This window comes from Sphingorhabdus sp. Alg239-R122 (assembly GCF_900537065.1).
Taxonomy (GTDB): domain Bacteria; phylum Pseudomonadota; class Alphaproteobacteria; order Sphingomonadales; family Sphingomonadaceae; genus Alg239-R122.
Genome location: NZ_UNRC01000007.1, coordinates 20,094 through 32,342, shown reverse-complemented (window position 1 = coordinate 32,342; position 12,249 = coordinate 20,094). Strand labels below are relative to the sequence as shown.

Sequence of the window (12,249 nt, the reverse complement as noted above, 5' to 3'; positions counted from 1 at the left end):
CAACTTCCCTCTGCACAATCACACTCCTGTTTTCCATATCATGCCGCTTCGCGTCCGCGTGTCGCCATTTCGCTATTCAGCATTTCCGCCAGCGTAAATGCCAGTTCAAGCGACTGTGCCGCATTCAAACGGGGGTCGCAATGTGTGTGATAGCGATCACCCAATGCCTCATCCGTAATGGCAACGGCGCCGCCAGTGCACTCGGTAACATTCTGACCTGTCATTTCGACATGTATACCGCCAGCAGTCGTACCTTCTGCTCTGTGCACGGCAAAAAAGCCGCGTACTTCGGATAGGATGCGTTCAAACGGACGGGTTTTATAGCCACTCGCAGCCTTTATGACATTGCCGTGCATTGGATCACAGGACCAGATAACCGGGTGCCCTTCCGCTTTGACCGCCCGTACAAGTTTGGGAAGACCAGCCTCAATCTTGTCATGCCCATACCGGGTAATAAGTGTAATGCGGCCTGGTTCACGGGCCGGGTTGAGCATGTCCAACATACGAATTAATGCATCCGGTTCCAGGCTGGGCCCACATTTCATCCCAATCGGGTTGCCAATACCGCGCATATATTCAACATGTGCCGACCCGTCGAAACGTGTGCGGTCACCAATCCACAGGAAATGTGCCGACGTGTCGTACCAGTCGCCTGTCAGCGAATCCTGCCGCGTCATTGCCTGTTCATAAGGGAGCAGCAAAGCTTCATGGCTGGTATAGAATTGCGTTGCCTTAAGTTGCGGCACTGTATCAGGATTAATCCCGCACGCCTCCATGAAATCCAGTGCTTCACTGATCCTGTCAGCCATTTCAGCATATTTTTTTGCCCATGGGCTTCGGCCCATAAAATCATGCGTCCAGCCATGCACCTGTTGCAGATTGGCATAACCACCCGTTGAAAACGCCCGGAGCAGGTTCAGTGTCGCCGCAGCCTGGCTATAGGCACGTACCATACGCTGCGGATCGGGTTCACGCAGCTCTGCGTCAAATTCTATGCCATTGATAATATCACCACGATAGCTGGGTAGCTCTCTGCCATCCACATTCTCAACCGGCGAGGAACGCGGCTTAGCAAATTGTCCGGCCATACGCCCTACTTTCACAACCGGAAGCTTCGACGCATAGGTCAATACCACTGCCATTTGCAAAATCACACGGAATGTATCGCGAATATTATTGGGGTGAAACTCGGCGAAGCTTTCCGCACAGTCGCCGCCCTGCAGCAGAAACGCCTTCCCCGCCGCCACTTCGGCAAGGTCAGCTTTCAAATTGCGTGCTTCACCGGCAAAAACAAGAGGGGGATAGCTGCCAAGCGTCCGTTCGGCCTCTGCCAATGCATCTGCATCACCATATTCAGGAATATGCAGTGCTTTATGCTCTTTCCAGCTATCAGGTTGCCAATTTGCAGCCACTAAAATCTCCATCATCGTATCAAAATGCGTCATTCTGTCATTTAAGCATATGCATTCACAATCGGCACTAACATAATTTCTTTGCACCATGATAGCGGCAAGTTTTGCATCACTTTTGCGGCACAAGGCATTGCAGGGCCGAACATGTTGGTACGATGATGGAGAATTTCACGAAATTTTGATTGATACACACAAATTCAATCGCCATTCGACTCAAATTGAAGGAGAAATATTACATGAACGTCAAAGACATAACGCTATCAGGTGTAGCAGTTCTGTCATCAGTTGCTTCGCCAATTCTGGCGCAGGCAAGTCAGGAAACTGCCGCTGTTGAACGTGTGCAAGAAAAACAAAAGGCAGTAGCTGAACTTGAAGGCGACAGTACAAATGTGATCATCGCTGTACTGGCAACCGCAACTGCTCTTGTAGGCATATTGCTTCTGCCAGATTCTGATGGCGAAGAAATCGAAGTTCCGGATATTGACCAGCCTACAAACCCCTGAGCTTACAAAGCACTTCTAAAATGGGCGATTATTTTAGTCGCTCATTTTTTTACCTGCTTCCTGTCCCTCAGGCAAAATCATCATTTTCCATTTGTTTCCAGATAGATATTTTTGCGCGAGTGCCTGCATCTGTACCGGCGTGGTCACGGTATAGTCACCATATAACGTCCGAAGTGCCTGCACGATCCTGCGGTCATATGAGGCACCTTCCAATTGCCACATCCAGAATGAATTGCCTGTGCTGGAGCGTTCAATGATCTGTTTAAGTGGTTCCGTGATACGCGCCAGCTCATCTGCGCTAACGGGAGTCGTGGTCAAATCAGCGGCTATTTCTTCGGCAATTTCAAAAAATAATGGAATATTTTTGGGTTCCAGCTGGCTGATAGCCGCGACATAACCGCCTTTAGGAAATTTTATTGGCCAGAAATTCGTGACCTGTGGTGCGTAACTTGCTCCAGCCTGTTCACGAAATTTTTCAAACAGGCGATTATTGAACAGCGATGCCAGTATCTCAAGCTGTCGGCTCTCCCTTGCGCCCTGCAGGCCGCCGCCTGTGGGCCATGCAATAACAGCCGCCGCCTGGTTCGCATCACCGCGATGCCGCAAAATTGCCGGACCGCTATCAGATGGGAAATCAACTTCTTCCGCGCCATCCGCTATCGGTGAAATATTACGTGGCCCAAGAGAGCCAAATGTCTGTTCAAGCGCAGCAATCGCATCTTCACGCCTGAAATCCCCGAACAACATCACTTCAATAGGGCCGCTTGATAATATAGGCTCCCAGACAGACCGGAAACCTTCCGGAGTCAATGCATCCAGCTCCATGGGGTTCGGCGTTTTCCAGCGGTTGTCATTGCCGCGCACCAGCCAGCTAAAATCACGCTCCATGACGGTCTGAGGTGCCATGTCATAACTATCATAAGACAGCTTCCCACCCGCCTTTGCCCGTGTGATCGGGGCCGCGTCCCAGCGCGGCGCAGCCAGCTTTGCGGCAAACAGATGCAACTGGTCCTTAAGGTCAGCAGGCTTTGTCGTCGCATTGAACTCAAATGCATCATCATCAATTTCAAAATTGAAGTTAATGGCCCGGCCCGTTGTCAGTCGGTCAAGCTTCTCCCGATCCAGATCGCCTACTCCGCTATCGACAAGCGCTGTCTCACCGGCCCATATCTGTGTGCCTTCGCTTTGTGAAAATGCTTTATACCCATTTCCAAAACGCACCTTTACGTAAACCTTGGCAACTTCAGCATCGTTGGAATAAAGCAGCGCACGCACGCCATTCGACAATGTCACCACTTCCATACCAAGCATATTCAGGTCTTCGGTCTGGACTACCTGCCCTGCTTTGCCCAAATCAGGCAAGTCATCAAACCCTATACTTTCAGCGGAAAGCCGAGCATCTGTAGAAGCCTCAACGCGCTTTGCGAGCGCGGCCTCCAACATCTCAGTCCCGCTTTCAATAGGCTTTGGCGCGATCAATATCCCGCGTGTGACGTCGCCCTGAAAAAGTTTCTGTGTCGATTGTAGTAATCTCTCAGGCGTAAATAGAGGACGGGCATCGCGGAATATGTTGAGTGCAGTCTGCGCCGATGCGACAGTTTCACGAATATCGACCGCATTTACTATCTCGTCTGCCTTATTTGCTCCGGCTTCGGTATCGGCAGTCTCAACATTCACGAGCAACGCATTATCGAATTCCGCCACCTCACGCGCGATTTCCTCTTCGGTTGGCGGATTCATGCGTGCATCCTCTATCACTGACCGCACGTCATCCAACGCCGCTTGCCAGTCATCGCCAATTGGAATGATATTGACGAATGTTGCGTCCGCAGAACGGCTTACATCATCCTGATACACATTCGCCTGAAGGAAGCTGCCGCCGCCCCTCGCCCGTGCTTCGAGACGCCTCTGGATCATACTCGTCGCAAGCAGATCTATGAAAAGTCCCTGATTATATGAAATCGTGTCATTGACCTGCCGCCATGGGCGAAGAACAGCGTAATTGACGATATGAGGGAATGTCGGTTCGACAAGGAAAGCCGTGCTGATGGCATTATCATCACCGGGGCCTGGCTTTGGATCGCCAAAACCTGGATGCGGCTGCGCTGCTCCATTTACATACCAATCGGCGAAATATTTATTGAGTAACTCTGCAAACATGGCCGGTTCGCCATCACCTGACACTACAATCACAGTATTCTCAGGACGATACCAGCGCTTGTGAAAAGCCCGCACTGATCCGGAATTCGCCGCCATCAGCGTTTCAACGGTTCCTATCGGCGAACGCGTGGCCAGCCTCTGCCCCTTAAAAAGCTCCTGCCGCGTCGCATCACTGACACGCGCCTGTGCCCCGGCACGCTCCCTGAGTTCAGCGAGCACGATCGGCACTTCGCTTTTCAGGGAGACATCAGTCAGGCCCGGTTCACGGATCATACCTGACAAAATCTTGATACTCTCATCCAGTCCAGCCGCGCTCGCATTTGGCAGATCTAGCTTATAAACTGTCTGCGTCGGCGTGGTTTCGGCATTGCTGTCGCTACCAAAAGTTGCCCCAAAACGTTGCCAGATTTTGATGACATCGCCGTCGGGCACATATTTTGACCCACGAAATGTCATATGTTCCAGCAAATGGGCAAAGCCTTGTTCACTGTCTTCTTCCATCAGCGAACCTGCATCAATGCGAATGCGGATAGCCACCTGCCCAGGCGGCACACCATTATTGCGCACGGCATAGCGCAGCCCGTTTTCCAGAACGCCGAATTTCCACTCAGTATCAACTGGAATATTACTGTTTTCATACAGCCACGGCGTCTCCCCCGCCTGCTCGGACTCTGTAGCGGCCGGCTGTGCCGGCTGTGCCAATGCAGGGGAAGCAGATAGCGTGAGGGAAAGGGCGAACGCCGAAAGGGCAGTGCAACGGAAAGTTATTTTCATGAAAGTAGCTATAAACAGACCAATTCTTACTGGCCAGTGAATATGATGCATTTTTAAACTGGCAGGAACCTGTGTACTCCTGTGAGGGGAACAAAAAAGTCCTACTTGAAGCCAGCATCGTTTTACACCACATGGGAAGTTATGTTGATAGAAACCGAAAACACACCGAATCCTGCCACTGTAAAGTTCCTGCCTGGACAAACCGTCATGGAGAGTGGAACACGTGACTTTGCATCGCCCGAAGATGCGGAGATATCTCCGCTCGCTGAAGCCCTTTTCAACCTGGGGGATGTGACAGGTGTGTTTTTTGGCAGCGATTTCATTTCCGTGACAGCCGCACAGGGTGTGCCATGGAGCGATCTGAAACCAAATGTGCTTTCCGTGCTGCTTGATCATTTTTCAGCAAATATGCCACTTTTCAAGCCTGGGTCGGCTGCTGCCATCTCTGTTCCTGCAGAAGACGAAGAGTGGGAAGAAAATCCTGAAGATGCCGATATTGTAGCACAGATAAAGGAGCTTATTGAAACACGCGTCCGCCCTGCAGTGGCCAATGATGGTGGTGATATCGTCTATCGCGGCTTCAATGAAGGCATCGTATATCTTCAGATGCAGGGTGCCTGTGCCGGTTGCCCTTCCTCTTCGGCAACGCTGAAGCAGGGGATTGAATCGCTTCTGAAACATTATGTTCCTGAAGTCATTGAGGTGCGTGCAGCTTAATCGGGTCACACGCAACCGATTGCAGATCAAATAGAAAGAGCAGATATGTCACAGCCAATTTCCGATGCCGCCCTTGACCAGATATTCCGCAAGGCGCGTACCTATAACGGATATCATGACAAACCGGTCAGTAAGCAGCAGTTGAGAGATATCTGGGATCTGATGAAAATGGGACCAACATCTGCCAACATGCTGCCAGCACGACTGATCTGGTGCACCAGTGACGATGCCAAGCAACGCCTGGCCGACCGCTCCAGTGAAGGAAATCAGGACAAGATACTGAAAGCCCCTGTATCGGTCATTATTGGCATGGACCAGGATTTCCACGAACATCTGCCCGAGCTTTTCCCGCACACCGATGCCAAAAGCTGGTTTGAAAATGACCCGGAAGGCCGTGCAGAAGGTGCATTCAGGAACTCATCTTTACAAGGCGCCTATTTCATCATAGCTGCGCGTGCACTGGGCCTTGATACCGGTCCAATGTCGGGTTTTGACAATGAAGCCGTAGACAAGGAATTTTTCGGCGACACGCCGCATATCAAATCGAATTTCATTTCAACATTGGGTTATGGCGATCTTGATACGATTTTTGAACGCAGCCCCCGCCCTGACTTCAGCAAATTCAACTCCGTCGCCTGATTGATTGCAAGGATATGCACACGCTTGTCATCGATACCGCGACGGAAGCCTGTTCTGTCGCACTGTTCGATGGTGATAAACTGATTGCCGGTAATTATGCGAAACTGGGCCGCGGCCATGCCGAGCGGCTGGTGCCCATGATTGCGGCCCTTCCCGGCAATGGCAAGGCCGATGCCATCATCGTCAATTGCGGCCCGGGTAGCTTTACCGGGCTGCGTGTCGGCCTGTCTGCAGCAAAGGCACTGGGCTTGGCGTGGAGTGTACCCGTAACCGGCTATAACTGCCTTGGGCTAGTGGCTATAATGGCGCTGGTTCAGCAGGATGGGGTCGATGGTGTCGATGTCGCCATGCATGGCGGGCATGGTGAGTTTTTTGTGCAGCCATATGCGCCAGATGGCAAAGCCGCAGGTGAACTCGCATCACTCACGCCGGAGATCGCGGCGGCGCGGCTACAATATAACTTGATTGCGGGTAGCGGCAGCGAAAAACTGGTCAGTCTGTGCGATAATGCGCGTGCTCTTTCATTATGGCCCGATGCCCGCCAGGCTATGCGGCTGCCCGAACATGCACGCGCATTGCCTGCAGAGCCGGTTTATGGCCGCGCGCCCGATGCAAAACCGATGGCACAGCAGGCAAAAACGCGTTAAGGGGCGTCATGGCGTCGCAGCATAAAATTCAGCCTTTCATATTTCACGACGAACTGGTCGCGGAAGATTTTATGAATCCAGCCATGACGGTGATGCGCGACGCATTTGACCCGGAATATGGTGAAGGGTGGAATTACATGCAGACGCTTTCGATGCTCGCCATGCCGCTAAGCCACAATCAGGTCGCCCTGTCTGCATCAGGAGACCCTGCCGCCTTCACATTGAGCCGCGCCGTGGCTGATGAGGAAGAACTTCTGCTCATCGCAGTGCATCCCGGTTTTCGCGGAAATAGACTCGGAGAGGCCATGTTGTTGCGGCTTTTCGATCAAAGCAGGGCGCGCGGCTGTAAAAAAGTCTTTCTGGAAGTAAGGCACAATAATTTTGCACGGCGCTTATATGAAAAAATGCAATTTATACAAACAGGTGAGCGTACAAATTATTATACTGGCCAAAATGGTGCAAAATTTGACGCGCTGACTTATACTCGCGAGCTGTAAAACAACTTCGCAATACTGCTTGATTTTCATCATCAGCTCTTTAGATAAAGCAGCGTATAGAAATTAAATAAAATTAATTATACTAATAATAACAAAGGGTTGCACCAAAAACATGACAGATAATACTAATGAAATGCACGAAATGCTTGTTACACTCACAGCAGATATCGTTTCCGCACATGTAAGTAATAACAGTGTCGCTGTTTCAGACATGCCGCTGTTAATTCAAAATGTACATGACACACTTACAGGTCTCAAGCCTGCTGATATTGAACAGGAAGAAGAACGTCCGGACCCAGCTGTTTCCGTCCGTGCATCTATAAAACCTGATTATATTGTCTGCCTTGAGGATGGTAAAAAACTGAAAATGCTAAAACGCCACCTTATGACCGCTTACGGCATGACACCGGATGAATATCGCCAGCGCTGGGAACTGCCATCCGATTATCCGATGGTGGCACCGAATTACGCGAAAAAGCGCCGCGAACTGGCCAAAAAAATAGGCCTTGGCCGCAAGCCAGGAAAGCGCAAGAAGAAATAAATTCGCTGGCCATATACAGAGATCTTGCCATCCGCTGGCTTGCAAACAGGCTGTGACGCTCTACATTGGCGGTCACAGCCTGGTTTGTTTCAGGCTATATGACAACTTAGGGGAAATGAGCTTTTATGCACCAGAAAATCGACCTGGAAGCATTATGTGCAGAGCGCGGGTTGCGCATTACGGACCAGCGGCGTGTCATCGCCAAGGTCTTGTCCGAGAGCGATGATCACCCCGATGTGGAAAAAGTGCATGAACGTGCATCCGCCATCGATGACCGGATTTCCATTGCGACAGTGTACCGCACCGTCCGCCTGTTCGAGGAAGCGGGCATACTGGACCGCCATGATTTTGGCGACGGCCGTGCACGTTATGAAGCCGCGCCAGAGGCCCATCACGATCACTTGATCGATGTGGAAACCGGCAAGGTCGTAGAATTCGTTGATCCTGAACTGGAACTCCTGCAAAAGCAGATTGCCGAAAAACTAGGCTACCGCCTCGTTGATCACAGGATGGAGCTTTATGGAGTTTCCCTCTCACGTAAAGACGGATAACCAACTATTGTTTGAAGAACAGGTCGAACGTCCCATGCCCTACGAAACCTGGAAGGGTGCGGGCCTGTTGGGATATGTGACATTTGCAATTCGCGCCCTCCTGCTGGTGCTTTTACTGCTATTTTGTGTCCCGTTCTATTATATCTGGCGGATGTTGCGGCTTCCCAACCCATGGCCGCGCTGGTTCCTGCGTGCGGTCAGCTATATCTGCGGCGCGCGCATTCGCAAGATGGGCACACCTATCCGGCGCGACGTCGTACTGCTCGCCAACCATTTGTCATGGTTTGATATCCCGATGCTAGGCGGCGTGAACGGAACTTCGTTTGTATCGAAAGAAGAAATCGCGCACTGGCCCATTGTCGGCTGGCTGTGCAGGCTTAACAACACTATCTTTATTTCGCGCCAGAACCGTATGGGCGTAGCTGACCAGATCAACCAGCTGCGCGAAGCGCTGGAAGAATGCTGGGCGGTCACCATCTTTCCCGAAGGCACCACTACCGACGGCACGATGCTGTTGCCGTTCAAGGCACCATTGCTGGCCGCGCTCAATCCACCGCCGCCCGGGCTGCTGGTGCAGCCTGTCTATATTGACCTGGGCAAATATCGTGGCGATGTATCGTGGATTGGCGATGAAACTGCACCGCAAAACGCATGGCGGCTATTGTCACGGCCGGGATCTTTCAAGGTGGACATCCATTATCTCGACCCGTTTGACCCGCGTAAATATAGCGACCGCAAGGCGATTGTAGCCGAAGCGCGGACCCGGATACAGGCTGCGCTGGATGCGTCGCTTTCGGCTAGCCAGGTCGTAGTGCCCGGTGTATAGGCCAGCTCATGTCAACAGATTCTAAAACGAAAAAACCGCTGAACAGCGGTAAATCCTATTATGTAAAGTCGTTCGGTTGCCAGATGAACGTCTATGATGGCGAACGTATGGGTGAAATGCTTTCCGATCAGGGAATGCAGGCATCCGAAACCCGTGAGGATGCCGATCTAGTGGTGCTCAACACCTGCCATATTCGCGAAAAGGCAGCTGAAAAAGTCTATAGCGATATTGGTCGGTTGCGGCGCAAAGATGGTTCCACGCCGATGATTGCAGTGGCCGGGTGTGTAGCGCAGGCCGAGGGGCAGGAAATATCCCGCCGCGCGCCTAGCGTTGATATTGTAGTGGGGCCGCAAGCCTATCACCGCCTGCCTGAGCTCATCAACACTGCCAAAACCGGGCACAAGGCGATCGACACTGATATGCCGCCCAATTCCAAATTTGACGTGTTGCCATCCCGCCCGAAACAGCCGCGCCCTTCGGCTTTCCTGACTGTGCAGGAAGGCTGCGACAAATTCTGCACCTATTGCGTAGTGCCCTATACACGCGGTGCCGAAATCTCCCGCCCCTGGGGAGAAATTGTCGACGAAGCGAAGGCGCTGGTCGATGGCGGGGTCAAGGAGATCACGCTGCTTGGACAAAATGTCAACGCCTGGGAAAGTGAAGATGACAAGGGACACCGGCAAGGACTCGATGGCCTGATCCGCGCATTGGATAGGATAGATGGGCTGGAGCGTATCCGCTATACCACGAGCCACCCAAACGATATGACACAAGGTCTGATTGACGCGCATAGTAATGTCGCATCGCTCATGCCCTACCTGCACCTGCCCGTACAGTCGGGAAGCAACCGCATATTGAAAGCGATGAACCGCTCGCACACCGTGGAAAGCTATTTAGAGATACTTGAGCGTGTGCGTACAGCGCGACCTGACATTGCGCTTTCCGGGGATTTTATCGTCGGCTTTCCGGGCGAAAGCGATGAGGATTTCGAGGCGACTCTCGAAGTCGTTCGCGCCGCCAATTATTCGCAGGCATTTTCCTTTAAATACAGCCCGCGCCCCGGCACACCCGCGGCCGATATGGATACACAAATTGCTCCTGAAATCATGGATGAGCGCCTGCAAAGGCTACAGGCGCTACTGAATGAGCAGCAATTTGATTTCAACCGCAAGCTGGACGGCAAAAACACCCGTATCCTTTTGGAGCGGCAGGGCAAGAAGGATGGGCAGTTGGTCGGCAAGACGCCATGGCTCACATCCGTTCATGTCATCGCGCCCGATGCCAAAATTGGGGATATGCTGGATGTGCATATTGACAGCGCAGGGCCAAATAGTCTGCAAGGTAGTCTAATCCGGAGGAAAGCTGCTTAATGGCAAAAAAAGGTGCGAAGGGCAAAAAACCCAAAATCAATCCCAACCAGCCGATTACGGAAAATACGGGATTGGACGTACTCGCCCCCGGCCCTGCCAAGGCGAAAGTCGAAATAGCCTTTGACCAGCCCGCCGTGCTCGGCACTTTATTCGGCGAATTTGATCAGAATCTGGTCGCGATCGAAAACCGGCTGGGCGTCTATATCGCCGCACGCGGAAATCATATTCAGATTGAGGGTAATGCAGAGGATGTGGGTCAGGCACGCGATGTGCTCACGGGTCTTTATAACCGTATCATCCAGGGACAGGAAATTGACGAGGGCGCGGTCGAGGCTTTGATCGGTATGGCGCATGAACCTACACTGGACGGCATTATCAAGAAAGACGTGGCCACGCCGCCATCGGTGATGATCCGCACTCGTAAGAAAACCATTGTCCCGCGCTCCGCCACGCAGGTGCCTTATATGGAATCGCTGGCGCGTGACGATATTATATTTGCACTTGGCCCTGCAGGTACCGGCAAGACCTATTTGGCGGTCGCACAGGCAGTATCGCAGCTTATCACCGGGTCAGTTGACCGGCTGATCCTCTCTCGTCCAGCAGTCGAAGCTGGCGAGCATCTGGGCTTCCTGCCCGGTGATATGAAGGACAAGGTCGATCCCTATCTGCGACCGCTTTATGATGCGCTTTATGATACGCTGCCTGCCGAACAGGTGGAACGGCGCATTGCCAGCGGTGAGATAGAAATCGCCCCCCTCGCCTTTATGCGCGGGCGCACACTGGCTGATGCCTTCGTCATATTGGACGAAGCGCAAAACACCACACCTGCGCAAATGAAGATGTTCCTCACCCGCTTTGGCATGAATAGCCGAATGGTGGTGTGCGGCGACCCGAAACAGGTTGACCTGCCCGGTGGCGATCACAAATCCGGCCTTGCCGATGCTGTATCCCGGCTCGAAGGCGTGGACGGCATCAGCACCATCCGCTTCAACGCTGCAGACGTAGTGCGCCACCCGATTGTAGGCCGCATCGTCAAAGCCTATGAGGGTCCGGATGCATAGCAGCCGCCATGCTTGAGACCGATGCCGCAATTGATGACGGCTGGCCAGAACCCGGCGCAGCACAGACCTGGCATGATATTGCCCGGCAATGCGTTCAGACCGCCGTTTCACACAGTCCCTACCGCCAGTATATAGATCAACCAACACTGTTCGCGGTCAGCGTTAAGTTGGGCGATGATGCAGAAGTGCAGGCGCTGAACCGCGACTACCGGCAAAAGGACAGGCCCACAAACGTACTCTCCTTTCCGATGGTACAGCCCGACCTGCTGTCCGCCATGTCACATAGCCATGATGGTGAAGTGCTGCTCGGCGATATTATATTGGCCCGTGAAACCTGTGCCCGCGAAGCGCAGGAAAAGGGCATCTCCATTGCTGACCATGCAAGCCACTTGATCATACATGGAACATTGCATCTGCTCGGCTTTGACCATATGGACGATGACGAGGCGCATGTAATGGAAGCGCTAGAGATAAAAGCGCTTGCATCCATGGGGCTTGCGAGCCCATATTCCAACCAGAACGACAACGATTAAAGGCCAAAATAGTACATC

At 52.4% G+C, this 12,249-nt stretch carries 13 protein-coding genes; 11 read left to right on the top strand and 2 right to left on the bottom strand.

All coding sequences use genetic code 11. The features are described 5' to 3' along the window. Positions 1–38 precede the first annotated feature (38 nt). A complete protein-coding gene (locus tag G6Q15_RS08425; protein ID WP_164117954.1) occupies positions 39–1,412 on the bottom strand; it encodes a 3-deoxy-7-phosphoheptulonate synthase class II in 1,374 nt (457 codons plus the stop codon). 236 nt (positions 1,413–1,648) lie between these two features. On the opposite strand from G6Q15_RS08425, the gene G6Q15_RS08420 reads away from it, so the two are divergent. Continuing rightward, positions 1,649–1,915, top strand: coding sequence for a hypothetical protein (locus tag G6Q15_RS08420; protein ID WP_164117715.1), 267 nt, complete (start codon positions 1,649–1,651; stop codon positions 1,913–1,915). A 33-nt stretch (positions 1,916–1,948) separates the two neighbouring features. Here G6Q15_RS08420 and G6Q15_RS08415 read toward each other — a convergent pair whose 3' ends face one another. Continuing rightward, on the bottom strand, positions 1,949–4,849 hold the full coding sequence (locus tag G6Q15_RS08415) for a M16 family metallopeptidase (protein ID WP_164117713.1): 2,901 nt from the start codon (positions 4,847–4,849) through the stop codon (positions 1,949–1,951). A gap of 141 nt (positions 4,850–4,990) precedes the next feature. Between G6Q15_RS08415 and G6Q15_RS08410 the strand changes: the two genes are divergently transcribed. The 10 genes from G6Q15_RS08410 (at position 4,991) to ybeY (ending at position 12,231) form a co-directional block, all read left to right on the top strand. Further along, positions 4,991–5,566, top strand: a complete 576-nt coding sequence (locus G6Q15_RS08410; protein WP_164117711.1) for a NifU family protein — start codon at positions 4,991–4,993, stop codon at positions 5,564–5,566. Positions 5,567–5,611: 45 nt separating this feature from the next. Beyond that, positions 5,612–6,205, top strand: a complete 594-nt coding sequence (locus tag G6Q15_RS08405) for a malonic semialdehyde reductase (RefSeq protein ID WP_164117709.1) — start codon at positions 5,612–5,614, stop codon at positions 6,203–6,205. 14 nt (positions 6,206–6,219) lie between these two features. After that, positions 6,220–6,852, top strand: a complete 633-nt coding sequence (gene tsaB / locus G6Q15_RS08400) for a tRNA (adenosine(37)-N6)-threonylcarbamoyltransferase complex dimerization subunit type 1 TsaB (protein WP_164117707.1) — start codon at positions 6,220–6,222, stop codon at positions 6,850–6,852. Between the two features lie 8 nt (positions 6,853–6,860). Further along, positions 6,861–7,349, top strand: coding sequence for a GNAT family N-acetyltransferase (locus G6Q15_RS08395; protein WP_240330819.1), 489 nt, complete (start codon positions 6,861–6,863; stop codon positions 7,347–7,349). A 112-nt stretch (positions 7,350–7,461) separates the two neighbouring features. After that, complete coding sequence (locus G6Q15_RS08390) at positions 7,462–7,890, top strand: MucR family transcriptional regulator (protein WP_164117705.1); 429 nt, start codon at positions 7,462–7,464, stop codon at positions 7,888–7,890. 125 nt (positions 7,891–8,015) lie between these two features. Further along, positions 8,016–8,441: a Fur family transcriptional regulator gene (locus tag G6Q15_RS08385; protein WP_164117704.1), complete on the top strand. Its 426-nt coding sequence runs from the start codon at positions 8,016–8,018 to the stop codon at positions 8,439–8,441. Positions 8,442–8,475: 34 nt separating this feature from the next. Next, positions 8,476–9,267 carry a lysophospholipid acyltransferase family protein gene (locus G6Q15_RS08380; protein ID WP_164117702.1) on the top strand — a complete coding sequence of 264 codons (792 nt, stop codon included), beginning with the start codon at positions 8,476–8,478 and terminating at the stop codon, positions 9,265–9,267. 8 nt (positions 9,268–9,275) lie between these two features. Then, positions 9,276–10,637, top strand: coding sequence for a tRNA (N6-isopentenyl adenosine(37)-C2)-methylthiotransferase MiaB (gene miaB, locus G6Q15_RS08375; protein ID WP_164117700.1), 1,362 nt, complete (start codon positions 9,276–9,278; stop codon positions 10,635–10,637). Continuing rightward, positions 10,637–11,698 carry a PhoH family protein gene (locus tag G6Q15_RS08370; protein ID WP_164117697.1) on the top strand — a complete coding sequence of 354 codons (1,062 nt, stop codon included), beginning with the start codon at positions 10,637–10,639 and terminating at the stop codon, positions 11,696–11,698. Before miaB ends, G6Q15_RS08370 begins: the two co-directional genes overlap by 1 nt. 8 nt (positions 11,699–11,706) lie before the next feature. Then, positions 11,707–12,231 (top strand): rRNA maturation RNase YbeY, encoded by a 525-nt coding sequence (gene ybeY / locus G6Q15_RS08365; RefSeq protein WP_164117695.1) that lies wholly within the window; start codon positions 11,707–11,709, stop codon positions 12,229–12,231. Positions 12,232–12,249: the final 18 nt, after the last annotated feature.

Excerpts from the sequence above, each read along its gene's own strand:
- G6Q15_RS08420 (WP_164117715.1), top strand. The coding sequence starts at position 1,649 with ATGAACGTCAAAGACATAACGCTATCAGGTGTAGCAGTTCTGTCATCA.
- G6Q15_RS08415 (WP_164117713.1), bottom strand. The coding sequence starts at position 4,849 with ATGAAAATAACTTTCCGTTGCACTGCCCTTTCGGCGTTCGCCCTTTCC.
- G6Q15_RS08410 (WP_164117711.1), top strand. The coding sequence starts at position 4,991 with ATGTTGATAGAAACCGAAAACACACCGAATCCTGCCACTGTAAAGTTC.
- G6Q15_RS08405 (WP_164117709.1), top strand. The coding sequence starts at position 5,612 with ATGTCACAGCCAATTTCCGATGCCGCCCTTGACCAGATATTCCGCAAG.
- tsaB (WP_164117707.1), top strand. The coding sequence starts at position 6,220 with ATGCACACGCTTGTCATCGATACCGCGACGGAAGCCTGTTCTGTCGCA.
- G6Q15_RS08395 (WP_240330819.1), top strand. The coding sequence starts at position 6,861 with ATGGCGTCGCAGCATAAAATTCAGCCTTTCATATTTCACGACGAACTG.
- G6Q15_RS08390 (WP_164117705.1), top strand. The coding sequence starts at position 7,462 with ATGACAGATAATACTAATGAAATGCACGAAATGCTTGTTACACTCACA.
- G6Q15_RS08385 (WP_164117704.1), top strand. The coding sequence starts at position 8,016 with ATGCACCAGAAAATCGACCTGGAAGCATTATGTGCAGAGCGCGGGTTG.
- G6Q15_RS08380 (WP_164117702.1), top strand. The coding sequence starts at position 8,476 with ATGCCCTACGAAACCTGGAAGGGTGCGGGCCTGTTGGGATATGTGACA.
- miaB (WP_164117700.1), top strand. The coding sequence starts at position 9,276 with ATGTCAACAGATTCTAAAACGAAAAAACCGCTGAACAGCGGTAAATCC.
- G6Q15_RS08370 (WP_164117697.1), top strand. The coding sequence starts at position 10,637 with ATGGCAAAAAAAGGTGCGAAGGGCAAAAAACCCAAAATCAATCCCAAC.
- ybeY (WP_164117695.1), top strand. The coding sequence starts at position 11,707 with ATGCTTGAGACCGATGCCGCAATTGATGACGGCTGGCCAGAACCCGGC.